This window comes from Cupriavidus sp. GW821-FHT02F09 (assembly GCF_059421605.1).
Genome location: NZ_JBWKVH010000033.1, coordinates 18,317 through 45,209, shown reverse-complemented (window position 1 = coordinate 45,209; position 26,893 = coordinate 18,317). Strand labels below are relative to the sequence as shown.

Below are 26,893 nucleotides of genomic sequence, written 5' to 3'. Positions count from 1 at the left end.
TCCCACAATCCATTGCAACTTAGGAGGTTGTCGCGCGCCCGCCAGAGAACGCGTGCGCGCCGGCCGCCAACCTGAAAGTTCCGATCACAAACGGAGGAGACAATGGCTAACGCACAGAACGTGGCAATGCCCGGAGGCACAGCGCAGGGCTCGGCGATGACGCCCGAAGAGAGGAAGGTGATCTTTGCCTCCTCGCTCGGGACGGTGTTCGAGTGGTACGACTTTTATCTTTACGGTTCGCTGGCGGCCATCATCGCCAAGCAGTTCTTCTCCGGCCTCGATCCAACCGCCGCCTTCATTTTCGCCCTGCTGGCATTTGCCGCCGGCTTCATCGTGCGGCCGTTCGGCGCGCTGGTGTTCGGCCGCCTGGGCGACATGATCGGGCGCAAGTACACCTTCCTGGTGACCATCCTGATCATGGGGGCCTCGACCTTCATCGTGGGCCTGCTGCCGGGATTTGCCACCATCGGCTGGGCCGCCCCGATCATCCTGATCGGGCTGCGCATGCTGCAGGGCCTGGCGCTCGGCGGCGAGTACGGCGGTGCCGCCACCTACGTGGCCGAGCACGCGCCGCACGGCAAGCGCGGTGCCTATACCGCTTGGATCCAGACCACCGCCACGCTCGGCCTGTTCCTGTCGCTGATCGTGATCCTGGTGTGCCGCAACATGACGGGCGCCAACTTTGAAGTCTGGGGCTGGCGCATTCCGTTCCTGGTCTCGATCCTGCTGCTCGGCGTGTCGGTCTACATCCGCCTGTCGATGAGCGAATCGCCCGCCTTCCAGAAGATGAAGGCCGAAGGCAAGACCTCCAAGGCCCCGCTGACCGAAGCGTTCGGCCAATGGCGCAACCTGAAGATCGTGATCCTGGCGCTGATAGGCCTGACCGCCGGCCAGGCCGTGGTCTGGTACACCGGCCAGTTCTACTCGCTGTTCTTCCTGACCCAGGTGCTCAAGGTCGACGCCACCACCGCCAACCTGCTGATCGCGGGCGCCCTGGTGATCGGCACGCCCTTCTTCATCTTCTTTGGCTCGCTGTCGGACAAGGTCGGGCGCAAGTGGATCATCATGGCCGGCTGCGCGCTGGCGATGCTGACCTACTTCCCGCTGTTCAAGGCCCTGACCCACTACGCCAACCCGGCCCTGGAGCGCGCGCAGCAAAGTGCCCAGATCGTGGTGACCGCGGATCCGAAGCAATGCTCCTTCCAGGGCAGCCCGATCGCCCGCGAAATCGATTTCCGCAGCTCCTGCGACATCGTCAAGCGGACCCTGGCACAAGCTTCGGCCAGCTATGAAGTGGTGGAAGCTCCGGCCGGCACCGTGGCCTCGGTGAAGATCGGCGACAAGGAGATCGCTTCCTTCAACGCCTCGCTGGTACCGGCTGGCCACAGCTTCGACGATGCGAGCAAGAAGCAGATCGCTGCGTTCAAGAAGCAAGTGGGCGAGTCGATGGCCTCGGCCGGCTACCCGACCAAGGCGGACCCCGCGCAGATGAACACCATCATGGTGCTGGTGGTCCTCGTCATCCTGGTGATCTACGTGACCATGGTGTACGGCCCGATCGCGGCCATGCTGGTGGAGATGTTCCCGACCCGGATCCGCTACACGTCCATGTCGCTGCCGTATCACATCGGCAATGGCTGGTTCGGCGGCCTGCTGCCCACCATCTCCTTCGCGCTGGTGGCGCAGAACGGCAACATCTACTACGGCCTCTGGTACCCGATCATCATCGCGGGCGTCACCCTGGTCCTCGGCTCGCTGTTCATCCGCGAAACCAAGGACGTGGATATCTACGCCAACGACTGAAAGCGCGTGAGCCGGCCCGTCGTCCAGGGCACCAGTCTCATGCACGACTGATCCGGTAGTCAGTCGCTCCACCGGCGGGCCGCAAGGTCCGCCGTTTTTTTTGCAGGCTGCAGGGTGCATGCCGTGCTATTCGACGCCCTCAAAACTTTTTGAAGAAGTGGTGTTGACAGCCTCAAAATGCCATGTATAATCTCGGTCTTGTTCGGCGAATTAGCTCAGTTGGTTAGAGCGACGGAATCATAATCCGCAGGTCCGGGGTTCGAGTCCCTGATTCGCCACCATATTCGTTGAAGCCTGGAAACGGGCTACAACAAAAACCCCTCCCGATCGCAAGATCGGGAGGGGTTTTGCTTTTGGGGCTTCTGTTTTCTCGCGATCGATTTCCATCGCTCCCGATCGCAGGCAATCAGCAAACACCGGGGGCCGCTGCACGCCATTCAGGCCCGAGCCTCATCGTGAAAACGGCCCCCTTGGCCATGATCGCTCTCCTGCGATCTGGTGGATCATCATGGGCTGGCCTGGTACATGCGCTTTCGCTACCCTCGCCGGATCTACGCTCCACCCTCGGCGCATCCCGCCGCAGAGAATCCCGCTTGCCTACCGCAACGATGCCGACCTAAGCTGCATGCAGTGGATGCCATGCGCGGGGTCGCGCACAAAGCATTGCACCGTCTCCTTTCACAGGGATGTGAGAGTGATTCCAGAGTGACACAGCACTGACTATGCATCGCCCGTCCGTGGCCTGCCGCGCGTCATGATGACCATCGCCCATCCGTATCAACAGGTGCAGGAGCGAGGAACGCTGAAGTGTTTCCTGTTGGCTCTGTTCATGCATCTGCTGCTGGGCTTGATGCTTTACTACGGGGTGCATTGGCAGAGCCGCACGCCGGCCGGCGTGGAGGCGGAGCTATGGGACACCGTGCCCGAGATTGCGCAGCCCCAGCCGGTGGTCCAGCCGACGCCCGTGGAACCGCAGCCCGTGTTGAAGCCGGAGCCAGACGACAACGCCGACATCGCCTTGCAGGCTCAGAAGCGCAAGCAGGCGGCCGCGGCCGAGGAGGCCAGGCAGGCCGACCAGCGCGAGCGCAAGGCGCGAGAGGCGGAGCGCCAGGCGGCCTTGAAGCAGCAGCGCCAGAGCGAACTAGCGCGCCTGCAGGCCATGGCCAACAGCGCTCCCACCACAGGTGGCGTAGGCAGCCGCGCGGGCACCGGTGCCGGTGCTGGCGGCAACGCCTCGCCCGGCTACGCGGACCGCGTGCGGCGCCGCGTGAAGCCGAACATCATCTTTACCGAAGAGATCGCCGGCAACCCGGCCGCGGTGGTCGCGGTGCGCATGGCGCCGGATGGCTCGCTGCTGTCGGTGCGGCTCACCAAGTCCAGCGGCAATGCCGGCTGGGACAACGCCGTGCTGCGCGCGGTGGAGCGATCCGACCCGCTGCCGCGCGACGAGAACGGCGTGGCGCCCCCCGGCGTCAACATCACGTTCATGCCACGGGAATAGCGGCCGGCCACAAACAAAAAGCCCCTTCGGACCTTGCGATCCGAAAGGGCTTGAGTGTCAGGTCTGCGCAACCGGGACGGCTACCGGGACAACTCCATGTCCTCGGCCACCTGCCCGATCAGAATGACGGCACCATTGCACCCTTGAACTCGTTCTTCATGAACTGCCGTACCTCTTCCGACTGGTAAGCGGCGACCAGCTTCTTCACCCACGGCTTGTCCTTGTCCTGCGTGCGCACGGCGATGATGTTGGCGTACGGGCTGTGGATGTCTTCCAGCGCGATGGCGTTGCGGGTGGGCTGCAGGCCGGCGGCGAGCGCGTAGTTGGTGTTGATCACCGCTGCGGCCACGTCGGGCAGCGAGCGCGCCAGTTGCGCGGCGTCGAGCTCGACGAGCTTCAGCTTTTTCGGGTTGTCGCTCACGTCCAGCGGCGTGGCGTTGACGCCGTTGGTACCAACGCCGCTCTTGAGCTTGATCACGCCTTGCGCGGCCAGCAGGAGCAGCGCGCGGTTCTCGTTGGAGGGATCGTTGGGCACGGCGACCTTGGCACCTTGCGGCAGGTCCTTGGGCGACTTCAGCTTCTGCGAGTAGATGCCCAGCGGAGAGATATACGTGTAGCCCGCGCTGACCATCTTGTAGCCGCGCTGCTTCACCTGGCTGTCCAGGTAAGGCTGATGCTGGAAGCTGTTGGCGTCGAGGTCGCCGGCGTCGAGCGCGGCGTTGGGCTGCACATAGTCGTTGAACTCGACGACCTTGATGTTGAGTCCTTCGCGCTTGGCGACCTTCTGCACTACCTGCCAGACTTGCGCGTCAGGGCCGCTGACGGTGCCGACGCGCAGGGTCTGCTCCTGCGCCATCGCAGCGCCCGATGCCACGATGCCGAGCGTGGCTACCGCGACGGACAGCGCTTGCCGCAGGGAGGGATAAGAGAAACCAGAAGAGAAACCAGAAAAACCAGAAAAGTTGGACATGCTGCTTGTGTTCCTTTCCGCCATGCAAGCCAGCTTGCATGGCTTTAACCATGATGACAGCCCAGCGCGCGCACGATGCACGTTCAGTGCGCCTGCTCGCTCATCGTGCGCGACTCGACCTTGGGCGCATTTTGCCATCCGCCGCCCAGCGCAAGGAAGAGATTGATCTGGTCCAGCGCGACCTGGCTTTCCGACGCCGCCAGTGACGCTTCGGTGCTGGCCAGCGTGCGGTCGGCATCCAGGCTCGACAGGTACGGCGAGCGCCCGGCCTGGTAGAGCTGGCGGTTCTGCCGCGCGACTTCACTGGCCTTGTCGCGGGCATCGCGCAGCGCCTGGGTGCGCTCCAGCTCCCGCGTGTAGCTGCTCAGCGCCGACTGCGTTTCGCGCAGCGCCTTGAGCACCACGCCGTCGAAGTGGGCGAGCGCCGCTTCGGCGCCGGCTTCGGTGCCGTGGATGCGGGCACGCGTGCCGCTGGTCGGGATGTTCCAGGTGATCAGCGGGCCATAGCCCCAGTGCGCGGTCGGTGCCTGGCCAAGGTGGTCAAGGATGCCGGTGAAGCCGGCGGAGGCGCCGATGCGGATGGACGGGTACAGATCCGCCGTGGCAACGCCGATCTTGGCCGTGGCCGAGGCGAGTTCGCGCTCGGCCTGGCGCACGTCGGGCCGGCGCTTGAGCAGCGCGGCGCCGTCGCCCACGGGCAGCGCCTGGCGCAGCCTGGGTTCTTCGTGGCAGGCGTACTCCGCCTGCGATGTGGCGCTGGGCGGCTTGCCCAGCATCACCGCCAAGCGGTACGCCGCGCCCTCTTGCTCGGCCTTGAAGCGCGGCAAGGCCGCGCGCAGCACGTCGGCCTGCGCCTGTGAGCGCAGCAGGTCCACCGGCTGCCCGCGCCCGGCATCGACCAGCTTGCGGGCCAGCTCGACGCCGCGGCGCTGCAACTCCAGCTGATGCTCGGCCACGGTCAGTTCATGCGTGGCGGCGCAGCCCTGCACGTAGGCGCGCACGGTTTCGGCCACCACGCCGACACGGGCCTGGTCGAGTGCCGCCTGGCTGGCCTGCGCGCCGGCCAGCGCCGCTTCATCCGCGCGCGCCAGCTTGCCGAAGAAGTCGATCAGGTAGGAAACCTTGAAGCCGACATCGCCAAAGTTCATCACCGGAATCTTCTCTTCCTTGAGCAGCGGCTCGCCGGCGATCTGCCCGCGTTCCGCGCTGGCGGAGAGCCCGGCTCCCGGCAGGTTCTCTGCCTCCACCTCGTGGTAGACCGCGATGGCGCGCTTCAGGTTGGCCGCGGCCACGCGCAAATCGGTATTGGCAACAAGCGCCTGCTGCACCAGCTGGTCGAGCTTCGGATCGTCATACAGGCGCCACCAGCCATCGGGCACCTCGGCAATCGATACGGCGGGGTTGTTCGTGCCGAGCAGCGGGCCGTTGGCCGCTTGCGCCTTCACGGCGGCGTTGTCCGGCACATGGTAGTCGGGCCCGACCGTGGTGCAGGCGGCAAACAGCAGCGGCACCAGTGCCGGCAGCAGGGCTTTGCGCAACGTGTTCACTGCGCGCCTCCCTGGCTGGCGGCTCCCTTGGCGGCCAGCGCGAGCTTGTCCTTCTGATCCTTCTGGCCTTCCGGCCCGGCCTGCGCCTTGTCCCGGGCCGAGGGCTCGCGCACCGACACGGTAGCGGTACGGCCTGCGACCATGCGCAAGTCGGCGGGCGGCTCGTCCAGCGCGATGCGCACCGGGATGCGTTGCGCGAGGCGGACCCAGTTGAACGTCGGGTTCACATTCGGCAGCAGGTTAGAGCCGTTGGTGCGGTCGCGATCCTCGATGCCGGCGGCAATGCTCTGCACGTGGCCATGCAGCACGCGGGCTTCGCCCATGATGCGGATGTCCACCGGATTGCCGATATGGATGCCGTGCAGCTTGGTTTCTTCGAAGTAGCCTTCCACGTGAAAGGAATTCGCATCCACCATCGACAGCACCGGGCGGCCGGTGTTGACGTAGTCGCCCAGGCGCGGCAGCCGGTCGTTCAGGTAGCCGTCGACCGGGCTGAGCACGCTGGTGCGTTCCAGGTTGAGCTTGGCGAGGTTGACCGCGGCCTGCGCCTGCGCCAGCGCCGCTTCGCCTTGCTGGACCTTGGCCAGGCCTTCTTCCACCACTTCCTTGGAGACAACCTCGGACAGGGTCTGGCTGCGGCGGGCTTCACGGCGCGCCTGCGCGAGCATGGCGCTTTGCGCCGCCGCCGTGGCCTGCGCCTGCTGCAAGGCCAGCGCGAAGCGGTCGCGGTCGATCTCGAACAACGGCTGTCCGCGCTGCACGCGCTGGTTGTCCTTGACGAGGACCTTGGTCACCAGCCCGGACACGTCCGGCGCGATCTGCACCACGTCTGCGCGGATATGGCCGTCGCGGGTCCATGGCGCCACCGTGTAGTAGTCCCACAGGTGCTTGACGACGACGACCGCGACCGCGGTGACGACAAGGGTAAGGACGATGGGTCCAAGCGTACGAAGATTCAGTTTCATGACTGCAGCCGATAGGCCAGGTAGACGATGCCACCCAGGACGATCACATATAACGCCAGATTGAACAGGGACCGGTGCCAGACCAGCCGATAAAAACCCACACGCGCCAGCACGGCACGCGCGCAAGCGGTGATCAGGAACGCCACCAGCATCCACGCCAGCAGGCTCGGGACAAACACACCATAGACGTCGACTTCACCACTCATTGCTTGTTGCTCGCTTGCTTGCTCATTGGGTCTGCCGCCTGGCCCGCGGGCAAGGCACCAGCCGCGCTCATTGCCACGGGTGCCGCCGAAAACAGCGCGACGTGCATTTCCACCAGCGCGGCAAAGGCCTCGCGCGAAGCCTGGTCGGCGCGCGAGGCAACCTTGCGGATCGCCTTGGCCAGCCGGTCGCGCAGCACTTGCGGCGGCGTGTCGGCACGGGCATCCAGGCGTGCCTGGTAGTAGCTGGCAACGCCCTGCAGCACGCGCCGTACCGAGTGCTGGTGCTCCGGCGCCAGCGCGGGCAGTTCACGCTGCAGCGCCAGCGTGCTGAGCTCCACGCGCACTTCGGTAAAGCCGTCGCCGGTGGTTTCATCCTCGCTGGCCGCCAGCCGCGGCACCAGTTGCGCCAGGCGGTCCAGCATGCGGGCACGCAGATGCGCGTGCTCGCCCGGCTCGCGCCCGGTGGCATTGCGGGCGATATCGCCCCAGCTGGCGCGCACCAGCCTGCGTACCGCGGCCCTGGTGCCGAAGGGGCGGGCCACCAGGGTCCACACCAGCGCGAACAGAATGCCCGCGATGCCGGCCACGTTGCCGTTGAAGAAGGCGTTGAAGTCGGCGTTGTAGGCGCCCTGGATGCCGATATCGTTGGCCGTGATCACGGCCAGCGGCATGGCGATCAGCGCGAGCCGGGGCTGCGCCATCATCACGCCGATGATCAGGTAGGGCACCGCGAACATCAGCACCAGCATCTCGAAATCGTGCGCGTTCGGCAGGACCACGAACAAGTAGATGGTGGCGAGCACCAGGCAGACCACGTTCCAGCGGAAGAACGAGCGGATCATGGGCGCCGGCTCGTCCATCGCGGCAAAGAAGCAGCACGACACCGCGCCCAGCGCGACCGCGCCCGCGCCATCCGCCCAGCCCGTCCAGATCCACACCATGCCCATGCTGAAGATCGCCAGCGCGGTCGTGGCGGTGGAGAACAGCAGCATGCCGTGATCGTAATGGCGCGCGGCGCCCACGCCCCAGCGCTGGAACACCGGCGCCCAGTCGCCCTGAGGTGCGGCCTCGCCGATACGGCGCTGCAGCGACACGCAGTCCTGCCACAACTCCATCAGCTCGCGCAGACGGCCCTCGGCCGTGGCGGCCAGCGCCGCGTGCCAGTCTGGCCCGGCACTGCCTGGCTCCAGGCCGGCGTCGTCGATCGGCGCGTCCTGGGATAGCTGCAACACCGGCAGCGGCGCCTGCGCGCCCGCGCTGATCCATGCCGACACCAGCGCCATGTTGTGCGACAGCCGTTGCGGAATGCCTGCGGCGTGCTGGTGCAAGGCGTCAACCACGGAAGCCAGCGACGACAGCACGGGCAGCAGCATGGTCATGCGGCCACGCAACTCCTGCGCGTGTTTCACGCGCGCGGCGCTTTCGGCGTCGTAGGAGAGATGGCTGATCAACTGGTCGAGCGCGAGGATGTCGGCGGCCAGGCGATGGCGGCTGTGATGGCGCGACACCTTCGCGGCCGGATGCGCCGAAAGCATATCGGTGGCCCACAGCGCGGCGTCCGCCAGCCACTGGGCGGATTTCTGGCCGAGCACCGTGGCAACCTTGGCGGGGAAAATGGTCGAGCCGACAATGCTCGCGCACACGATGCCCAGGCAGATTTCCTCGGCCCGCGCCACGGCGATGTCGAACACGCCCGAGGGATCGCTCACCGAGGGCAAGGCCACCATCGGCAGCGTATAGGCCGCCAGCATGAACACATAGCTGCGCGGCGTGCGGTGCAGCAGCGCGACGTAGAGCAGGATGCCGGTCCATAACGCCACCGCGGCCATCAGCAGCACTGGCGCATTGACCAGCGGCGGCACGATGGCGACGGATGCGGCCGCGCCAAGCAGCGTGCCAAGCACGCGATACAGCGCCTTGGAGCGCGTCGCGCCGGTGAGCGGATGCGCCACGATATACACGGAGGCCATGGCCCAGTACGGGCGCGGCAGGCCCAGGTACAGCGCGATGAACAACGCCAGCATGGCCGCTGCAAAGGCTTTGAGGGAGAAGATCCAGTCCCGTCCGGTGGGCCAGCTGACCATGTTCTTACGACCCGAAAGCAGTGGTGGGCGCGGACTCGGCGGCTTGGGCGAGCGCGTTGAGCACGCGCATGGCGCCCTCGAAGTCCTGCTCGCTGATGCCAGCGAAGACGCTGGCGCGGAGATGCTTGAGCTCGACCTCGATTTTTTCGGCGAGCGCCTCGCCAGCGTCGGTGAGCCAGAGCGCATTGGCCCGGCGATCGTTCGCATCCACTTCCCGGCGCACCAGGCCGGCGGCGGAGAGCTGGTCAACCAGACGGACCAGCGATGCGCCTTCCAGCCCGACATAGTCGGCCAGGGTGACCTGGCGCACGCCGCCGCCAAGGCGGCGGATAAACAGCAGGGGCCCCGCCGCCGCCGCGGAAATCCCGTAGGCGGTGACGGCGCCCTGCGAAATGTGGCGCCATTGGCGCCCGGCCAGCATCAGCTGGCCGGTAAAGGCAAAACGGAGGGCGTCGATGGAAGGCATGGACGGAATGATAGCAGCCATATAGTTAGGATGCAAATTATCACACTACAAAGCAATCTCCGTTGATACAAGCCGATGCGGGGCGATGCGGGAAGCACATGGAAATCGCATCGCCAGTTGAACCTGCCTTGCGCATCCAGGCTCGCGCCGCTGCCAAACGGCACCGGCACTGATATACGCGGGATATCGGCATCGCCGAAATGAATATTGGACACCCGAGGGCACGGTCCCTTAGCCTTTTGGGCAAGCGATTGTCGGCGGCGCCGCGCTGCGCCGGCCGTCCCGAGCCAAGGCGACGACGACGACGACGACGACAACAACGACCGGAGACCAGCATGACAAGCTTCCTGCGTTACGAGCAGCAGGGCCACATCGTGACCCTGACCATGAACGAGCCGGAGCGGCGTAACCCCCTCACCGGCAACACCGCTGTGGCCGACTTCCTGGAGGCCATCGACCGCATCCACCGCGACACCAGCGTGCGCGCGGTGATCATCACCGGCGCCGGCACCGCGTTTTCCTCAGGTGGCAATATCCGCGATATGGAACGCCAGGCTTCGGGCCAGGTGCCCGGCATGGAGATTCGCCAGGACTATCGCCTGGGCATCCAGCGCCTGCCGCTGGCGCTGTTCAACCTGGAGGTACCGGTGATCGCCGCCGTCAACGGCGCGGCCATGGGTGCGGGCCTGGACCTGGCCTGCATGTGCGACATGCGCATTGCGTCCGAGCAGGCGCAGTTTGCCGAGAGCTTCGTCAAGCTGGGGATCATTCCGGGCGATGGCGGCGCCTGGCTGCTGCCGCGCGTGATCGGCCTTGCGCGCGCCGCCGAGCTGACCTTCACCGGACAGGTCATCGATGCGCGCCAGGCGCTGGAGTGGAACCTCGTCTCGCGCGTGGTGCCGCCGGATCAGCTGCTGCCCACGGCCAATGAACTGGCCGAACGCATTGCCGCCAATCCGCCGCATGCGGTGCGGCTGGCCAAGCGCCTGCTGCGCGAGGCATTGCATACCCGGCTGGACACGCTGCTGGAATTGTCGGCCGGCTTCCAGGCGCTGTCGCACCAGACCTCGGATCACCGTGAGGCGGTGTCGGCCTTTCTGGAAAAGCGCAAGCCCGAGTTCACCGGCAGTTGATCCATCGTCGTTCCCATTTCCGTCAAGAAACATCGGAGACCCGCCATGCAGCAAGCCGTCATCGTCGACGCCATCCGTTCGCCCATGGGCCGCGCCAAGCCCGGCTCGGCCTTCACTGAACTCCATCCCACGGAGCTGCTGGCGCAGGTGCTAGCAGGGCTGGTCGCGCGCAACAAGCTGGACCCCGGACTGGTGGAAGACGTCATCACCGGATGCGTGAGCCAGGTGGGCGAGCAATCCGCCACGCCCGGCCGCGTGGCCTGGCTGGCGGCGGGATTCCCAGAGCATGTGCCCTCCACCACCATCGACCGTAAATGCGGCTCCAGCCAGCAGGCCGTGCACTTTGCCGCGCAAGGCATCATGGCGGGCGCCTACGACATCGTGGTTGCCTGCGGCATCGAATCCATGAGCCGCGTGCCAATGGGCTCGGGGCGCATTGGGCAGAATCCGTACGGCCCGTCGTTCGAGGCGCGCTATGCGCCCGGGCTGGTGTCGCAAGGGGTCGCGGCGGAGCTGGTCACGGCGCAGTGGGAACTGTCACGCGATGATCTCGATCAGTACGCCGCGCAATCGCACCAGCGCGCGCACCAGGCGCGCGAGGCCGGCGCCTTCCGCCGCGAGATCCTGCCAATCCGTACCGCCGCGGGCCTCATCGCGCACGATGAAACCATCCGCCCCGCCACCACCGCCGAGCGCCTGGCCACGCTGGCGCCGTCCTTTCGCGACGAGACGCTCGGCCAGCGCTTCCCGCAGATCGGCTGGCATGTGACCGCCGGCAACGCCTCGCAGATCAGCGACGGCGCCGCCGCCATCTTGCTGATGAGCGAGCGCGCCGCCTCCCGCCTGGGCCTGAACGCCCGCGCGCGCTTCGTCGCCTTCGATGCCTGCGGCGACAGCCCCCTGACCATGCTGACCGCGCCGATCCCGTCGAGCCAGCGCGCGCTGGACAAAGGCGGCCTTGCGCTCGATGCGATTGCACACTACGAGATCAACGAGGCCTTTGCCTGCGTGCCGCTCGCGTGGCAGCACGCGCTGGGCGCCGACCCGGCACGCCTGAACCCGCGTGGCGGCGCGATCGCGCTCGGCCACCCGCTGGGCGCTTCGGGCGCGCGGCTGATGACCACCATGCTGCACGCGCTGGAAGACAGCGGCGAGCGCTACGGCCTGCAATCGATGTGCGAAGCCGGCGGCATGGCCAACGCCACCATCATCGAACGGCTCTGAGCCGGCACGCACCCATATCCAGAACGAGGAGATACCAGATGAAGCTTGCCAACATGTCCGCCGTCGTCACCGGGGGCGCCTCCGGGCTGGGCCTCGCCTGCGCCCGCCGCCTCACCGAACGCGGCGTCGCCGTGGTGATCGCCGACCTGTCCGAAGACAACGGTGCGGCCGCCGTAGAGGAGCTCGGCGCGCTCGCCCGCTTTGTCCAGGCTGATGTCTGCGACACCGCACAGATGACCCGCGTGTTCGACGCGGCCGACACGCTCGGCACCATGCGCGCGCTGATCCATTGTGCTGGCGTGGGCGGCCCGGTGCGCCTGGTGGAGAAGGACGGCCAGCCCGGCTCGCTGGAAAAATACGAATCGATCGTGCGCATCAATCTCGTCGGCACCTTCAACACGCTGCGCCTGGCCGCCGCGCGCATGGCCCGCAACGAGCTGGTCGACGGCGAGCGCGGCGCGTGCGTGCTGACGGCGTCGGTGGCAGCCTATGAAGGGCAGATCGGGCAGATCCCCTATGCGTCCGCCAAGGCCGGCATCGTCGGCATGACGCTGGTGGCGGCGCGCGACCTGGCGCAGCGCATGATCCGCGTGTGCACCATTGCTCCCGGGCTGTTCGATACGCCGCTGCTGGCGCGCCTGCCGGAAAATGTGCGCGCCTCGCTGGGCGCCTCGGTGCCGCATCCGGCGAGGCTCGGCATGCCGGATGAATTCGCCTCGACGGCGCTGCACATCCTGGAGAACGCCATGCTCAACGGGGAGACCATCCGGCTCGACGGCGCGATCCGCATGGCGCCGCGCTAAAGGCGCAGTCGTCGCAATGGCGGTGCGGGCCGGGAAGCGGACGCGCCGCCACGCCCGCACGAGGGCGACCATGCATACCGGAGGAGACACCCCATGCCTATCACGCTGTTCGGCAGGCTTTGCGCCACCCCGCTGCGCGCGGCCGCGCTTACCTTGTGCGCGGCCGCGATGCTGCCCGCCGCCGGCACGTCCCTGGCCGAGCCGGCATGGCCTGAACGCCCTATCACGATCATCGTGCCCGGCGCGCCGGGTGGCACCACCGACCTCCCGACCCGGCTGGTGGCGCAAAAGCTCAGCGCCATGCTGGGCCAGCCGGTCATCGTCGACAACCGCCCCGGCAGCGGCGGCATCATCGGCACGCAGGCCCTGCTGCGCGCGCCGGACGATGGCTACACCTTGCTGGTCGGCAACACTGGCTCCCATGCCATCAACTACAGCGCCTACAAGCACCTGAACTACCGGCCCCAGGACTTCGTGCCGATCACCGACATGATCTCGTTTCCCAACGTGCTGGTGGTCAACGCGCAATCGCCCATCAAGACCGTGGCCGACCTGAGCGCGGAACTGAAGAAAAAGCCCGGCCAGCTCTCTTATGGTTCCGCCGGCATCGGGCAGACCACCCATCTCACCGCCGAGCTGTTCCGCATGCGGTCCGCGACCGAGGTCATCCACGTGCCCTACCGTGGCTCGACACCAGCCACCACCGCGCTGCTGTCCGGGGAAACCACCTTCATGTTCGACAACCTGACGCAGGCGCTGCCGCACATCCGCGCGGGCAAGCTGCGCGCGCTGGCGGTCACCAGCGCCGAGCGCCTGCCCAGCCTGCCGGACGTGCCGACCATGGCACAGGCAGGCGTGAACGATTTCGTGGTGATGGGCTGGCTCGGCATATTCGCCGCGGCACGCACGCCGCCGGCCGTGGTCGCCAAGCTCCAGGCCAGCCTGGCGAGCGTCATGCGCGACACCGAGGTAGCGGCCAGGTTCAAGGAGATGGGGGGACTGGCCGGCGGACAGCCGCAGGCGAGTTTCGCCAGGTTCGTCGGCAGCGAGCAGAAACGTTGGGGGGAAACCATCCGCGCGTCGAACCTGAACCTGGACTGAGGAGCGCCCCCCGAACCATCCGGCATCGAATCTGGTTATCATGCTCCGGTCACCGCCACCGCACGCACGCCCCGCCTCCCATGCGAAACCGGATCAACGAAGAAATCACCTTGCGCAAGCTCGAAGTCCTGCTCGCCTACATGGAGACCGGCAACCTCGCCAAGGCCGCCGAGGCGCTGGATGTGAGCACGGTCAGCGTGCACCGCGCGCTGCACTCGCTGGAAGAAGGCATGCGCTGCGCGTTGTTCCGCCACGAAGGGCGCAACCTGCTGCCGACCGAAGCCGCGCACGTGCTGGCGGATGTGGCCACCGATGTCCTCAAGGCCATGGCCGACGGCATCCGCGCCACGCGCCAGGCCGCCGGGTATTCAGCCGATCACATGAAGATCGGCTCGCTCTATTCGCTGACCATCCGCACGGTGCCCGACGTGGTGATCGGCATCAAGGTCAGGCGGCCCGAACTACAGGCCGAACTGGTGCTCGGCTCCAACGCCGACCTGCTCTTCAAGCTCAAGCAAGGCGCCATCGACGCTGCGCTGATGGCCATGCCCGAGCCGGACCCCGAGATCGAATCCATTGCGCTGTTCGAGGACGAAATCTACTTCGCCGCGCCGGCGGATTCGCCTTATGCGCGGCAAGCCTCCATCGACCTGCGGCAATGCCGGGACGAGCCCTTCGTCACGCTCAGCGAAGGCTTCATCACCTACCAGGGCTTCATGGACGCCTTTCGCATCGCCGACTTCACACCCAATGTGGTGATGAAGGTCGGTGACATCTTCTCGCTGATGAACCTGGTCAGCGGCGGCGTAGGCTACGCGCTGCTGCCCGGCCGCGTGCGCGACGTGTTTGCGCACAAGGTGACGTTGGTTCCACTGTCCTCGCAGTACCGGCTGCGCCAGACCATCGGGCTGAGTTTCTTGCGGCGGCGCGAGCGGGATCCGAACTTGCTGGCGCTGGCGGCGGTTTGCCGGCTGGCGATGCGGGTGCCGCAGCCGGCCTAGCCAACGATCGCCTTGGTCGCCAGAAACAACAACGACGGCCCCAGCAGGCACCCCAGCCCGGTGTGGAACGTCGCCACCAGCGCACCGTAAGGCACCAGCCTGCGGTCCGTCGCCGCCAGTCCCGCCGATACCCCGCTGACGGTGCCCGCCAGGCCGCCGAACACCATCGCGGCGCGCGGGTTGTTCAGACCGAGGAAGCCTGCCGCCATGGGCGTGCCCACCATCACGATGATGGCCTTGATCAGCCCGGTGGCGATGCTCAGCGCGATCACGTCGGAGCTGGCGCCCAGCGCGGCGCCGGTCACCGGCCCCACGATGTACGTCACCGCCCCGGCGCCGATGGTGGTCATGCTGACCGCATCGCTGTAGCCGAAGGCGCGCGCCACCGCAGCACCCACGATAAACGGCAGGATGGTGCCGAGCAACAGCGACACCGCGCCGACCAGCCCGGCCTTGCGTGCCTCGGTCACCTGCACCTCGAAGGCGGTGGCGACGATGGCGAAATCGCGCAGCATGGCGCCGCCCATCAGGCCGATGCCGGAGAACAGCGAGAGATCGGCCAGGCCTTTTTCCTTGCCGGTGACGATGCCGCCGTAGTAGGCCAGCAGCAGCCCGATCACGATGGCGATGGCGGAGCCGTGGACGCGCCCGAAGGTCAGCCAGCGCGAGAGCCTTGACGACAGCCACATGATGATGCCAACCGCGGCAAACGCGGTGACCAGGGCGTTCTGCAGCAGGATGTTCTCGATAATGTGCGAAATGGAATGCGGCATGGCGGCGTCCTTAGCGCGATGCGTGGCTGGGGGTGGCTTCCGGCGAGGGCAGCGGCGGCAATGGCGCGTGGTCGCCGGTGCGGCTGAGCACGGCGATGCAGCAGGCCGAGACCAGCACCGCGCCGACTGCCGCGATCAGGGCTACCGGCCCGCCGCGCAACGCGGCAACCACGTTCTGCTGCGCCGCCATCGCCACCACCACCGGGATGTACATCGCGCCCCAGAAGCCAACGCCGGCCTCGGTCTCCTTGGGCAGGAGGCCGCGCCCGTGCAGGAAGAGCCGTATCGAGATCAGCAGCAGCATGGCGATGCCGACGCCGCCTACATTGGCCTTGACGCCGATCGCAATGCCTAGCAGTTCGCCAAGGAACAAGCCGATTAGGTGGCAGAGCGCCAGCAAGGCGGTTCCGTAGATGATCATGGTGCTGTCTCCTGTTGGCCCGTCGGCAGGGTTGCGCGCGGGCTGGTTCTAGGTTTGATGGATGCAATCTAGGCCAGCCATCGCGCCGCATCAATCAACCCGGCGGGAGAATCGTTAGCGTGGGATTAATGGCGGGATGCCGACATCCGGCGCACTAGTGGCCGGGCCGCCCCTTGCGTGGCGTTCTCGGCGGCGTACTGTGCGCCCGGGGCAGCGACCAGACGCCTTGCATGTCGGGCCGCCAACACTTACACCTAGAGTAACGATGCCGCGCCGGGCGTCATTGCTTGCGCCGCACGCGCTGCGTATCTTGGTGCCATTCCTTGCATCAAGCACACCGGAGACGCGATGCCGAACCCAGCCACGGACCGACAGTGGGACACCCGCCGCAGCGAAAAGCGCCGCCGCATGGCACGCGGCGCCGCCTTTGCCAGCGGCCGGGTCGTGCCCACCGCCGACATCGTCCCATTCCTCGAAGCCATCACCGCGCCGGGCGACCGCGTGGTGCTGGAGGGCAACAACCAGAAGCAGGCCGACTTCCTGTCGCGCTCGCTGGCCGAGGTGGATCCGGCCAAGGTGCACGGCTTGCACATGATCATCCCGAGCGTGAGCCGGGTGGAACATCTCGACCTGTTCGAGCGCGGCATCGCCAGGAAACTGGACTTTGCCTATGCCGGCGCACAGAGCCTGCGCATCTCGCAGTTCCTGGAAGACGGCCAGCTGGAGGTCGGCGCCATCCACACCTACATCGAGCTGTACGCGCGGCTCTATGTGGACCTGACGCCCAACATCGTGCTGATCGCCGGCTACAAGGCGGACCGCGACGGCAACCTCTACACCGGCGCCAGCACCGAGGACACGCCCGCGCTGGTGGAGGCCGCCACGTTCCGCGACGGCATCGTGGTGGCCCAGGTCAACGAGATCGTGGACGACCCCGCCGGGCTGCCGCGCGTGGATATCCCTGGCTCCTGGATCGACTACGTGGTGCAGGCCGACAAGCCCTTCTTCTGCGAGCCACTGTTCACGCGCGACCCGCGCCTGATCAAGCCGGTGCATGTGCTGATGGCCATGATGGCGATCCGCGGCGTGTACGAGCGCCACCAGGTGCAGTCGCTCAACCATGGCATCGGCTTTAACACCGCTGCCATCGAGCTGATCCTGCCGACCTATGGCGAGTCGCTCGGCCTCAAAGGCAAGATCTGCAAGTACTGGACGCTCAACCCCCACCCCACGCTGATTCCCGCCATCGAGTCGGGCTGGGTGGAGAGCGTGCACAGCTTTGGCAGCGAACTCGGCATGGAGAACTATGTGGCCGCGCGCCCGGATGTGTTCTTCACCGGCGCGGATGGATCGATGCGCTCCAACCGCGCCTTCTGCCAGCTTGCCGGCCAGTACGCGGTGGACCTGTTCATCGGCTCCACGCTGCAGATCGACGGCGACGGCCACTCCTCCACGGTCACGCGCGGGCGCTTGTCCGGCTTTGGCGGCGCGCCCAACATGGGCCACAACCCGGGCGGGCGGCGTCATCCCACGCCGGCGTGGCTCGACCTGATCGAAACCGACGACCCGCTCGCGCGCGGCCGCAAGCTGGTGGTGCAGATGGTGGAGACCTTCCAGGCTGGCGGCAAGCCGACCTTTGTCGAATCGCTCGATGCGGTGCAGGTGGCCAAGGACAGCGGCATGCCGCTGGCGCCGGTGATGATCTACGGCGACGACGTCACGCACGTGCTGACCGAGGAAGGCATCGCCTATCTCTACAAGGCACGCTCGCTGGAGGAGCGCCGCGCCATGCTGGCGGCCGTGGCCGGGGTGACGCCGATCGGCCTGCGCCACGACACCAGCACCACGCGCCGCATGCGCAGCGATGGCCTGATCGCGCTGCCCGAAGACCTCGGCGTGCAGCGCAGCCAGGCTACGCGCTCGCTGCTGGCGGCCAAGAGCATGGCCGACCTGGTCGACTGGTCCGGCGGGCTGTATGAGCCGCCGGCACGCTTCCGGAGCTGGTGATGGCAAGCCTCGCGTTACCTGCCGGGCACCGTGACGATGCCTTCAACCCCGCCGCCATCGCGCTGGCCGATCTCGCCGTCAATGCCCTGATCGACGAGGCCGCGCTGTCGCCCAAGCCGGGGCTGGTGGATGGCCGCGGCAATGGCGCCCACGCCGACCTCAACCTGGACCTGATGCGCGTCTCGGCGCGCGCGCTGCATCCCGCCTTTGCCGAGATGGCGGCGGCGGGCATGCGCGCGGCGCAGCCCAGCGTGGCGTTGCGCGAGCGGCTCGGCGCGCTGGGCCGCGAAGCGGAGGCCGCGATGATGCGCGCCACCGGCGGCATCAACACGCATCGCGGCGCGATCTGGAGCCTGGGACTGCTGGTTGGCGCGGCGGGCTTGCACCGGCATGGACATGGCGCGCATGGCATAGCCCGCACCGCCGGCGCCATCGCACGCTTGCCCGACCGGCACCGTCCCGCGCGCACGGGCAACAAGGGCGAACGGGCCTGCATCAACTACGGCGTCGCCGGCGCGCGCGGCCAGGCGCAGGCGGGCTTCCCGCATGTGCTGCGCGCTGGCCTGCCAGAGCTGATTCGCAGCCGGGCGCGCGGCGACGCCGAGCCCAGCGCGCGCGTCAACGCGCTGCTGGCGATCATGCAGCGGCTCGACGATACCTGCGTGCTGGCCCGCGCCGGCCGCGAAGGCCTGGCGCTAATGCAGGACGGCGCGGGCCAGGTGCTGGCAGCCGGCGGCATCGGCACGCTGGCCGGACGCCGCCTGCTGCGCCGGCTCGAAGGCGGCATGCTCGCCTGCAACGCCTCTCCCGGCGGCGCAGCGGACCTGCTCGCCGCCACTTTCTTCCTGGACCGGCTGCCACCCGCAGCGCGGCCGGCCAAAGCCCCCGTGCAAGGAGACAAATAATGGAACAGCTCCAGTTCGAATATCCCGCCGGCGCGCCGGCAAGCCAGCGCGTGCTGGTCGGCGTGGTCGGCTCCGGCGATCTCGAAGTCATGGTCGAGCCCGGCACGGCCGGTACCACGCTGGTTCACGTCACCACCTCGGTGGACGGCTACGGCAAGGTCTGGGACGCGCAGCTCTCGCGCGTGTTCAGCACCGAGCCGCGCGCCGCCATGCGCATCCGCATCCATGATTTCGGCGCCACGCCGGGCGTGGTGGGCATGCGGCTGGCGGAAGCGTTCGAGGCGCTCGGCGGCGATGGCAAGGAGCAAGCATGAGCCGCGCATCGCTGCTGAACCGCGAGAGCTTTGTCGAACTCGGCGCGCGCGCCCGCGTGCATGCGCTGCTCGATCCCGGCACCTTGCGCGAACTCGCCGGCCCCTTCGACCGGCTGGTCTCGCCGTGGCTGGAACGCCAGGGCGTGGTGCCGCAGGCGGATGACGGCGTGGTGGTGGCCAAGGGCCGCATCGACGGCCATCCTGCGGTGGTCCTCGCCATCGAAGGCGCATTCCAGGGCGGCAGCCTGGGCGAAGTGGGCGGCGCCAAGATCGCCGGCGCGCTGGAGCTGGCGGCGCAGGACAACCGGCGCGGCGTGCCCACGCGCGCGGTGATCCTGTTCGAGACCGGCGGCGTGCGGCTGCAGGAGGCCAACCTGGGACTGGCGGCCATCGCCGACATCCACGCGGGCATCGTCGACCTGCGCCGCTACCAGCCGGTGGTTGGCGTGATCGCCGGGACAGTGGGCTGCTTCGGCGGCATGTCCATCGCGGCCGGCCTGTGCAGCTGCCTGGTGGTGACGCGCGAGGCTCGCCTCGGCCTGAACGGGCCGGCAGTGATCGAGCAAGAAGCGGGCGTGGCCGAATACGATTCGCGTGACCGGCCCTTTATCTGGAGCTTTACCGGCGGCGAGCAACGCATTGCCACGGGCCTGGCGGATCGCTACGTGGAGGACGACACCGAAGCCATCCGCGCCACGGTGCGCGAGGCCCTGGCGCAAGGCGTGCCGGCCGTGCACCGCAGCGAGCGCTACGCGCATTACCTGCAACGCCTGGCCGAATACGATCCGGCGTGCCAGCCGGAGCCGCAAACCGTCCGCACCATCTACGCACACGGAGCAAAGCCATGAGTTCAGCCAACACGCAGGGCCGCGGCGAGGCCTGGCTCGCGGCGCTGACGCGCAACGCCCCGCGCCTCCCCGGCTATCCCGCCACCGTGCAGGTGGCCGACGCCGAACTGGCCGGCCAGCCGGCGCGCTTTATCGCCGTGGTGCCCGACGCCGGCAACACCTTCCCGCGTGTGCGCGACGGCGAGGTCGGCCTGCTCGAAGGCTGGTCGCTGGCGCGCGCCGTGCACGAGATCGTGCTGGCCGACCGCGACGCCGCCATCAAGCGGCCCATCGTGGCCATCGTCGATACGCCCAGCCAGGCCTATGGCCGGCGCGAGGAAGCCTTCGGCATTCATCAGTCGCTGGCGGGCGCGGCCGATGCCTACGCCACGGCGCGGCTGCAGGGCCATCCGGTGATCGCGCTGCTGGTCGGGCGCGCCATGTCGGGCGCCTTCCTCGCGCACGGATACCAGGCCAACCGCCTGATCGCGCTGAGTGATGCCGGCGTGCAGGTACACGCCATGGGCAAGCAGGCCGCCGCGCGCATCACCATGCGCAGCGTGGAGGACCTGGAGAGCTTTGCCGCCACCGTGCCGCCGATGGCGTATGACATTGGCAACTACGCCACGCTGGGCCTGCTGTGGAAGCGGGTCGGCGTCAACCACGCGGCGCAGCCCGACGCGGCCGATCTCGATACCGTGCATGGCGCGCTGCAAGCCGCGCTGGCTGATATCCAGGCGGATCCGCAACGGGATCTGCGCAGCCGCCTGGGTGGAGAAAACCGCCAGGCTTCCAGCCGTGTGCGCGAAGTGCTCGCGCAGCAGTGGCAGGACTGAACCATTGCACGACCGGCGCATGAGATGACCACAAGCACGCTCCTGCCGCATGACCTGCTGTGGCTCGCGGACGCACCGGGTTTCGCCCGTGCCAATGCGCTGCCGGCGTGGGCAAGTGCCGACTGGCTCGCGCAAGCCCCGCTGGCGGTGCGGCGCGATGGCGCCGTCGAAGACCGTATCCCGGTCGGGCTGCGCGGCACCACGCGCGCACAGCGCCACGCGGCCTGGCTGCCCGCCGCGCAGGTAGCGCGCGTGGTCACGCCGGACATGCTCGTGCGGCAGGCACGCTGGCGGGATCATCCGCGCCGCGCCGCCTTGCCTGCGCTCGCCGCGCTGGCGCGCATCGCGCCGCAGCTGAATGCTGCGCAGGTGGACTGGGGCGTGACCGGCAGCGTCGGCTTTACGCTGGCCAGCGGCATTGACGTGCTGCATGCAGGCAGCGACCTGGACCTGCTGGTTACGGCGGGAACGCCGCTTTCGGCCGAACTGGCCCGCACTCTGGCCGCCTTGCTCGACGATGCGCAAGCGCGCATCGACATCCAGGTGGCCACCCCGTTTGGCGCGTTCGCGCTGCGCGAGCGCGTGCGCACCGGCGGCCGCGTGTTGCTCAAAACGGCGACTGGCCCTGTCATGAGCCAGGACCCTTGGCAGCCGCAGCCATGAGCACACTATTCACCTTTCCGGGGCAAGGCGCCCAGCGCCCCGGCATGCTGCATGCGCTGCCCGACCACCCTGCCGTGCGCGCTACTGTAAGCGAGACCAGCGAAGTGCTCGGGCGCGATGTGCTGGCGCTGGACAGCGCGGCCGAACTAGCGTCCACCGTGGCCGTGCAGTTGTGCCTGTTGACCGCTGGCGTGGCGATGGCGCGCTGCCTGCTTGCCGAAGGCGCCAAACCCGATGCCGTGGCCGGCCTGTCGATCGGCGCCTTCCCGGCGGCGGTCTGCGCAGGCGTGCTGGACCATGCCGATGCGGTCAGACTGGTGGCGCAGCGCGCAACGCTGATGGAGCAAGCGTATCCGAGCGGCTATGGCATGACAGCGATCCTCGGCATGGAGCTGGGCCCGCTGGAGCGCATCATCGCGCAGGTGCACGGACCGGCGTCGCCGGTCTACCTGGCCAATCTTAATGCGCCCGCCCAGTTCGTGATTGCCGGCGCCTCGACGGCCATGGCACGCGTTGCGGAGCTGGCGCTGGACAGCGGCGCGCACGCGGCCAAACCCATTGCCATCAGCGTGCCCTCGCACTGCGCTCTGCTCGACGGCGCGGCAATCGAGCTCGCTCGCGCGTTCGAGGGTGTGCGCATCAACCGGCCGCGCCTGCGCTACTTCAGCGCTAGCGCGGCACGCGAGCTGCGCGATCCGGCGCGCATCGCCGCCGACCTGGCGCGCAACCTTGCCGTGCCGGTGCGCTGGCATGAGGCCATGCTGCTGGCGCGCGAATGCGGCGTGCGCCTGGCGGTGGAAATGCCGCCCGGCAATGTGCTGACGCGGCTGGCCGCGCCGCTGCTGCCGGACGGCATCGCCGTGGCCTGCGCCGACACGCGCATCGACAGCGTGGTGGCGCTCACAGCGCGTGAAGCGCTGCGGGCGTCGTCCTGAACCGGGCCATCAGCCCAGCGGCAACGCCGTGCTGTACAGGACCTGCTTGAGCGCAAAGCTGGAGCGGATGCTGGACACGCCGGGAATGCGCGTGATCTGGTCGATGATCAGCCGCTCCAGCGCTTCCACATCGGCCACCACCACGCGCAGCAGATAGTCTGCATCGCCCGACATCAGGTAGCACTCCATCACCTGCGGCAGGGTGGTGATGCGCCGCTCGAAGGCATCCAGGGTTTCGCGGCGCTGCTTGTCCAGCGAGATCTGGATAAACACCACCACCTTCAGCCCGAGCCGGCGCGCGTCCAGCAGCGTGACACGGCGCGAGATCACGCCTTGCTTTTCCAGCTGCTTGACCCGCGCCAGGCAGGGCGAGGGGGACAGGCTGACGCGGCTGGCCAGTTCCACGTTGGTCAGGCTGGCGTCTCGCTGCAGCTCGTTGAGGATCCGGATATCCGTGGCGTCCAGGTCGATGTCCAGCACGTTGCACTCCTGTTTTTTTATATGACAGCATTCTATGCCGCAACGACACGCATTTGCAGCCGCTTTCGGTTTTTGCTGCGGCGCAATAAACCGTAGACTTTCCAGCATCCCCCTCCCATCTCATGGCGGCGGGACAACCTGGTCAAAGAATCGAGTCGAAGCATGCAAGTACAACAAGGATGGCGCCGGTTTATTCCCCTCGCCTGCGCCGTGGCGATCTGGGGCGGCAACTGGCCGGTCATGAAGCTGGGCCTGACCCACGTCAGCCCGCTCTGGTTTGCCGCAGCGCGCTTCGTCTCGGCCGCCGCCATCAGCTTCCTGGTGCTGGGTGCATTTCGCCGGCTGCGCGTGCCCACGCGGCAGGAATGGCCGCTGGTGATCGGTGTGGGCCTGCTGCAGATGGCGGCCTTCACCGCGCTGGCGCTGTGGGCGCTGCAGTACGTGCCGCCGGGGCGGGCCTCGGTGATCGCCTATGCCACCTCGGTGTGGGTGATTCCGCTGTCGTCGCTGGTGCTCAAGGAGCGGCTGTCGCGCCCACAGTGGATCGCCACCGGCCTGAGCTATGCCGGCATCGCGCTGATGATCGCCCCGACCGTGCGGGACTGGCAGTTGCATACCGCCGTGGGCCTGGTGATGCTGCTCGGCGCGTCGCTGGCCTGGTCGCTCAGCATCATCCAGCTGCGCGCCAACCGCACGGTGCGCCTGGGCGCGGACATGATCCCGTGGGAAACCGCCGTGGCCTCGGTGCCGCTGGTGGTGCTGGCACTGCTGCGTGACGGCGCGCCCCACTTCCTCTCGGTGCCGGAGATCTGGCCGCTGCTGTTCTACACCGGACCGCTGGCCACCGCACTGACCTTTATCGTGGTGCTCAACATGACGCAGGCCTTGCCGCCTGCAGCCACCTCGATCGCCATGCTGTGCGTGCCGCTGATCGGGCTGGTGGTCTCGGCGGTGGCGTTCCAGGAGCGGATCTCGGCGGATCTGTCGGCCGGGCTGGCGCTGATCGCGTTGGGGGTGGCAACGTCGGCGCTGGCGCCGTGGCTGGGACGGCGGCTGCAGTGGCGCGGCGCCTGATGCTTTGGAAATTAAGCATCAAACGTTACAAGAAGACACAGTTGTATTACCCCGCTAATACCTGACATCGGCGCGCCGGCTTACAGTGGAGCCAATCACTAACCGGAGCCACCCGTGCGGAAAACTGCCACCCTTTGCGTCATTGCTGCTGTTGCAGGCCTTGCATCCAGCGCCGCATTCGCGCGCGTGGATGTGGACATCGGCATCGGCATGCCCGGCCCGGTGTTTGTCGCGCCGGCTCCCGTCTACCAGCCAGCCCCCGTGTACCGGGCCGCGCCAGTCTATGAACCGGCCCCGGTGTATGTGCAGCCCCAGCCGGTGGTAGTGACAGGCCCGGGTTACTATGGCCCCGGCTACTACGGCCCCGGTATGCGCGAGCGCGCCTGGCGCGAACGTGAATGGCGTGAACACGAGTGGCGTGAACGCGATCGGCGCGAGCGTGATTGGCACGAACACGACCATGACCGCGACCGCGAATGGCGCCGTTGATGGCGCGGACGTGGCTCCTCCTGCTGGTCGTGGTGCTCCTGCGGCCAGCGGCTATGAGATCGAGGCCAGAGGCAGGTTCAGCAGCAGATTCTGCGGCTTCACCTTGAGGATCCCGGCCTCGTTCATCGCCGCCGCCAGGTAGACGGGCCGGCCAGCCACATCCGGGCGCACCACGGATGGATCGGCAAAATCCAGCCGGAACAGCGACAAGATGCGCCGCTGCCGCTGCGGCTCCAGTTCCACGCCGCGATACAGGTCATTGAGCAACAGCGTGGCCTGCGCGTCCAGCCCGATATGCCAGGCCCACTGCCGGTCCTCGATCGCGGAGAGCGGCATCACCGTCACCTCCACCCCGAAGAAATGCCGCACCCAACGCGCGAGCACGCGGCTGAACGCCGCTAGCGCCGCGCTGCCGCTGGCGAAGCGGATCACCGTGTCGTGGCGCTCGCTGCGTCCCCAGTAAGCCTGCGCGTTATCGCGATCCAGTACATCCAGTTCCACCTTGCGCGCCGGGACCTGCGCTTCGGCCAGCATGCGGCCTAGCTCGCCGTAAACACTGCCCGACGCGTGCAGCTCGACGGTGTCGGCATCGGCCAGCATCACCCCGCCTTCCTGCAGCGAGACCTTCTGCGCGCGGGAGAACAACTCCGCGGCGCGCCACTCCATCGGATCCGGCTTGTCACTGTCATGCAGGATGCCGTGCACGATCAGGTGCGCAAGCTGGTCGATAAAGACCGGCGGCACCCTGACGTTGCCCTCGCGGAAAATATCCAGATAGGCCGCCTCGATGGTCGGCGCGGCAAGCAGGCGCTCGCGCATGGCCAGCACCACGGCGTAGTTGTCGCGGGCATCGGGGTCTTGCAAGGCGGTAAGCTCGCTGGCTGGCACGGCCCGCCGTGGCTCGGCGATCAACGCAGCATGCAACGCCCGCTCGGCGTCGCAAGATTCGTCCACCGGTGCTACCTCCGGGCGGCGCCACCACATCCGCAGCAGGTGGTCGCTGGCCAGCAACTGGCCGTCGCCGTCGCGCGCAGCGGGGTCGAAGCCGGAATGGGGCCAGCGGGCGGGGATGGATTCAACCATGGTGGGTTAGCAAACAAGGGGAGCCTCAGTATCCCATAGGCCGCGGCAGCGAGCCCCTTGCGCCTTGGCAGAAAAGAACCAGTTTCCTGGCGCGCGGCCATTGCGCGGCTCGCTTGGGAGAACCCGCACAGACCGCACTTGATTGCCGAGCGCAATACTCCGACCAGAGTATGTACGCTGCAAACCGCCCGCGCGGATACTTTCCCTCCTGCACAATTCACGGGGCGAACCATGCACTTCAGCGCCAGGGCTGACGCCAATCACGCACGGCAACACCCGTCCCAGCGCGGACAGTCACGCCACTTTGCCGACATTGATCAGTTGCTGGGCCCGCGAGAACAACGCTACTTCGGATCCGGATTCAAGCGCGTCCAGTATCGCGTGATAGCGCCCTGCACCGACATCGCAGCGCTGCCATGCCAGGGCAAGGTTGCGGTCATCTATCCTCAGGACTGGTCCAGGAAGTCCACCGGCGCTACGGCGCCGCCGCATCTCTCGACAGTGGACGCAACCCATCTGGGCGCGGTGCTCTCCGAGTGGGCGGTAGCTCAGCGATTCACGACAAGTCCGTCCGAGCCTGAAGTGCTGATCAATCGCTGTGAGATTCGCAGTGGAATTGCACCCGATGAACAGCTCGACGCCCTGCCTTATGCCATCCATCGCATTGTCACCGAGCCGCTCAAGGATCGCCGCTCGCTCTACCGCTTTTCCACGCGGATTGAACTGCAGCTTGGCGGCATGGAACTGGCGGTGACCCTGACCCACAATGGGCAGCCGCGCAACGATGCGACACACGTCGACAACACCGGAATGCTCGAACACGATGCGCCGCAATCGGTAGCCGGCAGGCTGGCGATCGGCGGCGTCTACGGGATCGATCTGCACCATCTCATGCTCAGTCCCGACGACGGCCATGCCATCGCGGAGACCATCTTCAGTGCCCCTACATCCGTCTACCGAACGCTTTCCAATGTGGAGTTCGTATTGGCTTGCGCCCAGATGGCGCAAGCCGTCATCTACCAGAAAGACAGGATTTCACGAACCCGGAGCAATACGCTCTGGATGCGGGATTTCATTATCAGCACCGCCGTGCCCTGCAAGGTCCGCCGCCAGCAATTGATCGAGCTGCACACGTTGAGCCACAAGCGCAGGCGCGCGAATGGATGCAATTGGTCCGTCTTCCGGTTCCTATGCCAGCTTGGCACAATGACCGCCACCTTCACATTCGCCCACCACCTCCCCGCGACGGAAGAAGATGCCCCGCCTGCGAGCAGGGACTGAC

At 67.3% G+C, this 26,893-nt stretch carries 27 protein-coding genes and 1 tRNA gene; 18 read left to right on the top strand and 10 right to left on the bottom strand.

The features are described 5' to 3' along the window. Positions 1–102: 102 nt before the first annotated feature. From AC07XB_RS28150 to tolA, 3 genes are all read left to right on the top strand, one after another. Positions 103–1,803, top strand: coding sequence for an MFS transporter (locus tag AC07XB_RS28150; RefSeq protein WP_492373790.1), 1,701 nt, complete (start codon positions 103–105; stop codon positions 1,801–1,803). A gap of 204 nt (positions 1,804–2,007) precedes the next feature. After that, positions 2,008–2,084, top strand: a tRNA-Met gene (locus AC07XB_RS28145). Positions 2,085–2,557: 473 nt separating this feature from the next. Further along, complete coding sequence (gene tolA / locus AC07XB_RS28140) at positions 2,558–3,304, top strand: cell envelope integrity protein TolA (protein WP_492373789.1); 747 nt, start codon at positions 2,558–2,560, stop codon at positions 3,302–3,304. A gap of 118 nt (positions 3,305–3,422) precedes the next feature. Here tolA and AC07XB_RS28135 read toward each other — a convergent pair whose 3' ends face one another. From AC07XB_RS28135 to AC07XB_RS28110, 6 genes are all read right to left on the bottom strand, one after another. Then, the gene (locus tag AC07XB_RS28135; protein ID WP_492373788.1) at positions 3,423–4,274 is read right to left on the bottom strand and encodes a MetQ/NlpA family ABC transporter substrate-binding protein; all 852 of its coding nucleotides are present in this window, start codon (positions 4,272–4,274) and stop codon (positions 3,423–3,425) included. Positions 4,275–4,357: 83 nt separating this feature from the next. Beyond that, the gene (locus AC07XB_RS28130; protein WP_492373787.1) at positions 4,358–5,821 is read right to left on the bottom strand and encodes an efflux transporter outer membrane subunit; all 1,464 of its coding nucleotides are present in this window, start codon (positions 5,819–5,821) and stop codon (positions 4,358–4,360) included. Continuing rightward, positions 5,818–6,786 carry an efflux RND transporter periplasmic adaptor subunit gene (locus AC07XB_RS28125; RefSeq protein WP_492373786.1) on the bottom strand — a complete coding sequence of 323 codons (969 nt, stop codon included), beginning with the start codon at positions 6,784–6,786 and terminating at the stop codon, positions 5,818–5,820. Before AC07XB_RS28125 ends, AC07XB_RS28130 begins: the two co-directional genes overlap by 4 nt. Beyond that, complete coding sequence (locus AC07XB_RS28120; RefSeq protein ID WP_150991902.1) at positions 6,783–6,992, bottom strand: DUF1656 domain-containing protein; 210 nt, start codon at positions 6,990–6,992, stop codon at positions 6,783–6,785. Before AC07XB_RS28120 ends, AC07XB_RS28125 begins: the two co-directional genes overlap by 4 nt. Next, complete coding sequence (locus AC07XB_RS28115; protein WP_492830777.1) at positions 6,989–9,076, bottom strand: FUSC family protein; 2,088 nt, start codon at positions 9,074–9,076, stop codon at positions 6,989–6,991. The genes AC07XB_RS28120 and AC07XB_RS28115 overlap by 4 nt, the downstream gene beginning before the upstream one ends. 4 nt (positions 9,077–9,080) lie before the next feature. Continuing rightward, positions 9,081–9,542, bottom strand: coding sequence for a MarR family winged helix-turn-helix transcriptional regulator (locus tag AC07XB_RS28110; protein WP_492373784.1), 462 nt, complete (start codon positions 9,540–9,542; stop codon positions 9,081–9,083). A 335-nt stretch (positions 9,543–9,877) separates the two neighbouring features. Here AC07XB_RS28110 and AC07XB_RS28105 point away from each other — a divergent pair, with 335 nt between their 5' ends. The 5 genes from AC07XB_RS28105 (at position 9,878) to AC07XB_RS28085 (ending at position 14,804) form a co-directional block, all read left to right on the top strand. Beyond that, a complete protein-coding gene (locus AC07XB_RS28105; RefSeq protein ID WP_492814601.1) occupies positions 9,878–10,675 on the top strand; it encodes a crotonase/enoyl-CoA hydratase family protein in 798 nt (265 codons plus the stop codon). Positions 10,676–10,720: 45 nt separating this feature from the next. Continuing rightward, positions 10,721–11,899 carry a thiolase family protein gene (locus AC07XB_RS28100; protein ID WP_492814599.1) on the top strand — a complete coding sequence of 393 codons (1,179 nt, stop codon included), beginning with the start codon at positions 10,721–10,723 and terminating at the stop codon, positions 11,897–11,899. Between the two features lie 38 nt (positions 11,900–11,937). After that, positions 11,938–12,702 carry an SDR family NAD(P)-dependent oxidoreductase gene (locus AC07XB_RS28095; protein WP_492373781.1) on the top strand — a complete coding sequence of 255 codons (765 nt, stop codon included), beginning with the start codon at positions 11,938–11,940 and terminating at the stop codon, positions 12,700–12,702. Positions 12,703–12,795: 93 nt separating this feature from the next. Beyond that, positions 12,796–13,803, top strand: coding sequence for a Bug family tripartite tricarboxylate transporter substrate binding protein (locus tag AC07XB_RS28090; protein WP_492830776.1), 1,008 nt, complete (start codon positions 12,796–12,798; stop codon positions 13,801–13,803). A gap of 80 nt (positions 13,804–13,883) precedes the next feature. Continuing rightward, on the top strand, positions 13,884–14,804 hold the full coding sequence (locus AC07XB_RS28085; RefSeq protein WP_492373779.1) for a LysR family transcriptional regulator: 921 nt from the start codon (positions 13,884–13,886) through the stop codon (positions 14,802–14,804). Here AC07XB_RS28085 and madM read toward each other — a convergent pair. After that, on the bottom strand, positions 14,801–15,577 hold the full coding sequence (gene madM, locus AC07XB_RS28080; RefSeq protein ID WP_220810837.1) for a malonate transporter subunit MadM: 777 nt from the start codon (positions 15,575–15,577) through the stop codon (positions 14,801–14,803). The genes AC07XB_RS28085 and madM overlap by 4 nt on opposite strands. Before the next feature lie 10 nt (positions 15,578–15,587). Then, entirely contained in the window at positions 15,588–15,998 is a 411-nt protein-coding gene (gene madL / locus AC07XB_RS28075; RefSeq protein ID WP_174427787.1) for a malonate transporter subunit MadL, read from the bottom strand. 348 nt (positions 15,999–16,346) lie between these two features. Here madL and mdcA point away from each other — a divergent pair, with 348 nt between their 5' ends. The 7 genes from mdcA to mdcH are packed head-to-tail and all read left to right on the top strand — an operon-like array spanning position 16,347 to position 22,485. Then, the gene (gene mdcA, locus AC07XB_RS28070) at positions 16,347–18,005 is read left to right on the top strand and encodes a malonate decarboxylase subunit alpha (RefSeq protein ID WP_183034496.1); all 1,659 of its coding nucleotides are present in this window, start codon (positions 16,347–16,349) and stop codon (positions 18,003–18,005) included. Continuing rightward, on the top strand, positions 18,005–18,910 hold the full coding sequence (locus AC07XB_RS28065; protein ID WP_492373778.1) for a triphosphoribosyl-dephospho-CoA synthase: 906 nt from the start codon (positions 18,005–18,007) through the stop codon (positions 18,908–18,910). The genes mdcA and AC07XB_RS28065 overlap by 1 nt, the downstream gene beginning before the upstream one ends. After that, positions 18,910–19,224 carry a malonate decarboxylase subunit delta gene (locus tag AC07XB_RS28060; RefSeq protein WP_492830775.1) on the top strand — a complete coding sequence of 105 codons (315 nt, stop codon included), beginning with the start codon at positions 18,910–18,912 and terminating at the stop codon, positions 19,222–19,224. The genes AC07XB_RS28065 and AC07XB_RS28060 overlap by 1 nt, the downstream gene beginning before the upstream one ends. After that, on the top strand, positions 19,221–20,072 hold the full coding sequence (locus tag AC07XB_RS28055) for a biotin-independent malonate decarboxylase subunit beta (protein ID WP_492830774.1): 852 nt from the start codon (positions 19,221–19,223) through the stop codon (positions 20,070–20,072). The genes AC07XB_RS28060 and AC07XB_RS28055 overlap by 4 nt, the downstream gene beginning before the upstream one ends. Next, complete coding sequence (mdcE, locus tag AC07XB_RS28050; protein ID WP_492830773.1) at positions 20,069–20,887, top strand: biotin-independent malonate decarboxylase subunit gamma; 819 nt, start codon at positions 20,069–20,071, stop codon at positions 20,885–20,887. Before AC07XB_RS28055 ends, mdcE begins: the two co-directional genes overlap by 4 nt. 24 nt (positions 20,888–20,911) lie before the next feature. Beyond that, positions 20,912–21,550, top strand: a complete 639-nt coding sequence (locus AC07XB_RS28045) for a malonate decarboxylase holo-ACP synthase (RefSeq protein WP_492830772.1) — start codon at positions 20,912–20,914, stop codon at positions 21,548–21,550. Continuing rightward, entirely contained in the window at positions 21,547–22,485 is a 939-nt protein-coding gene (gene mdcH / locus AC07XB_RS28040) for a malonate decarboxylase subunit epsilon (protein WP_492830771.1), read from the top strand. The genes AC07XB_RS28045 and mdcH overlap by 4 nt, the downstream gene beginning before the upstream one ends. 9 nt (positions 22,486–22,494) lie before the next feature. Here the strand turns inward: mdcH and AC07XB_RS28035 are convergent, their stop codons facing one another. Beyond that, entirely contained in the window at positions 22,495–22,965 is a 471-nt protein-coding gene (locus tag AC07XB_RS28035) for an Lrp/AsnC family transcriptional regulator (protein ID WP_006158020.1), read from the bottom strand. Positions 22,966–23,127: 162 nt separating this feature from the next. Here AC07XB_RS28035 and AC07XB_RS28030 point away from each other — a divergent pair, with 162 nt between their 5' ends. Then, positions 23,128–24,039, top strand: a complete 912-nt coding sequence (locus tag AC07XB_RS28030) for a DMT family transporter (RefSeq protein WP_492373773.1) — start codon at positions 23,128–23,130, stop codon at positions 24,037–24,039. Positions 24,040–24,153: 114 nt separating this feature from the next. Then, on the top strand, positions 24,154–24,528 hold the full coding sequence (locus tag AC07XB_RS28025; RefSeq protein WP_492373772.1) for a hypothetical protein: 375 nt from the start codon (positions 24,154–24,156) through the stop codon (positions 24,526–24,528). A gap of 51 nt (positions 24,529–24,579) precedes the next feature. Here the strand turns inward: AC07XB_RS28025 and AC07XB_RS28020 are convergent, their stop codons facing one another. Beyond that, entirely contained in the window at positions 24,580–25,611 is a 1,032-nt protein-coding gene (locus AC07XB_RS28020; protein ID WP_492830770.1) for a DUF6352 family protein, read from the bottom strand. A 231-nt stretch (positions 25,612–25,842) separates the two neighbouring features. On the opposite strand from AC07XB_RS28020, the gene AC07XB_RS28015 reads away from it, so the two are divergent. Beyond that, complete coding sequence (locus AC07XB_RS28015; RefSeq protein WP_492830769.1) at positions 25,843–26,892, top strand: AvrD family protein; 1,050 nt, start codon at positions 25,843–25,845, stop codon at positions 26,890–26,892. Position 26,893: the final 1 nt, after the last annotated feature.

Bases quoted from the DNA above. Each gene is read 5' to 3' on its own strand.
- AC07XB_RS28150 (WP_492373790.1), top strand. From the start codon at position 103: ATGGCTAACGCACAGAACGTGGCAATGCCCGGAGGCACAGCGCAGGGC.
- tolA (WP_492373789.1), top strand. From the start codon at position 2,558: ATGATGACCATCGCCCATCCGTATCAACAGGTGCAGGAGCGAGGAACG.
- AC07XB_RS28135 (WP_492373788.1), bottom strand. From the start codon at position 4,274: ATGTCCAACTTTTCTGGTTTTTCTGGTTTCTCTTCTGGTTTCTCTTAT.
- AC07XB_RS28125 (WP_492373786.1), bottom strand. From the start codon at position 6,786: ATGAAACTGAATCTTCGTACGCTTGGACCCATCGTCCTTACCCTTGTC.
- AC07XB_RS28120 (WP_150991902.1), bottom strand. From the start codon at position 6,992: ATGAGTGGTGAAGTCGACGTCTATGGTGTGTTTGTCCCGAGCCTGCTG.
- AC07XB_RS28115 (WP_492830777.1), bottom strand. From the start codon at position 9,076: ATGGTCAGCTGGCCCACCGGACGGGACTGGATCTTCTCCCTCAAAGCC.
- AC07XB_RS28110 (WP_492373784.1), bottom strand. From the start codon at position 9,542: ATGCCTTCCATCGACGCCCTCCGTTTTGCCTTTACCGGCCAGCTGATG.
- AC07XB_RS28105 (WP_492814601.1), top strand. From the start codon at position 9,878: ATGACAAGCTTCCTGCGTTACGAGCAGCAGGGCCACATCGTGACCCTG.
- AC07XB_RS28100 (WP_492814599.1), top strand. From the start codon at position 10,721: ATGCAGCAAGCCGTCATCGTCGACGCCATCCGTTCGCCCATGGGCCGC.
- AC07XB_RS28095 (WP_492373781.1), top strand. From the start codon at position 11,938: ATGAAGCTTGCCAACATGTCCGCCGTCGTCACCGGGGGCGCCTCCGGG.
- AC07XB_RS28090 (WP_492830776.1), top strand. From the start codon at position 12,796: ATGCCTATCACGCTGTTCGGCAGGCTTTGCGCCACCCCGCTGCGCGCG.
- AC07XB_RS28085 (WP_492373779.1), top strand. From the start codon at position 13,884: ATGCGAAACCGGATCAACGAAGAAATCACCTTGCGCAAGCTCGAAGTC.
- madM (WP_220810837.1), bottom strand. From the start codon at position 15,577: ATGCCGCATTCCATTTCGCACATTATCGAGAACATCCTGCTGCAGAAC.
- madL (WP_174427787.1), bottom strand. From the start codon at position 15,998: ATGATCATCTACGGAACCGCCTTGCTGGCGCTCTGCCACCTAATCGGC.
- mdcA (WP_183034496.1), top strand. From the start codon at position 16,347: ATGCCGAACCCAGCCACGGACCGACAGTGGGACACCCGCCGCAGCGAA.
- AC07XB_RS28065 (WP_492373778.1), top strand. From the start codon at position 18,005: ATGGCAAGCCTCGCGTTACCTGCCGGGCACCGTGACGATGCCTTCAAC.
- AC07XB_RS28060 (WP_492830775.1), top strand. From the start codon at position 18,910: ATGGAACAGCTCCAGTTCGAATATCCCGCCGGCGCGCCGGCAAGCCAG.
- AC07XB_RS28055 (WP_492830774.1), top strand. From the start codon at position 19,221: ATGAGCCGCGCATCGCTGCTGAACCGCGAGAGCTTTGTCGAACTCGGC.
- mdcE (WP_492830773.1), top strand. From the start codon at position 20,069: ATGAGTTCAGCCAACACGCAGGGCCGCGGCGAGGCCTGGCTCGCGGCG.
- AC07XB_RS28045 (WP_492830772.1), top strand. From the start codon at position 20,912: ATGACCACAAGCACGCTCCTGCCGCATGACCTGCTGTGGCTCGCGGAC.
- mdcH (WP_492830771.1), top strand. From the start codon at position 21,547: ATGAGCACACTATTCACCTTTCCGGGGCAAGGCGCCCAGCGCCCCGGC.
- AC07XB_RS28030 (WP_492373773.1), top strand. From the start codon at position 23,128: ATGCAAGTACAACAAGGATGGCGCCGGTTTATTCCCCTCGCCTGCGCC.
- AC07XB_RS28020 (WP_492830770.1), bottom strand. From the start codon at position 25,611: ATGGTTGAATCCATCCCCGCCCGCTGGCCCCATTCCGGCTTCGACCCC.
- AC07XB_RS28015 (WP_492830769.1), top strand. From the start codon at position 25,843: ATGCACTTCAGCGCCAGGGCTGACGCCAATCACGCACGGCAACACCCG.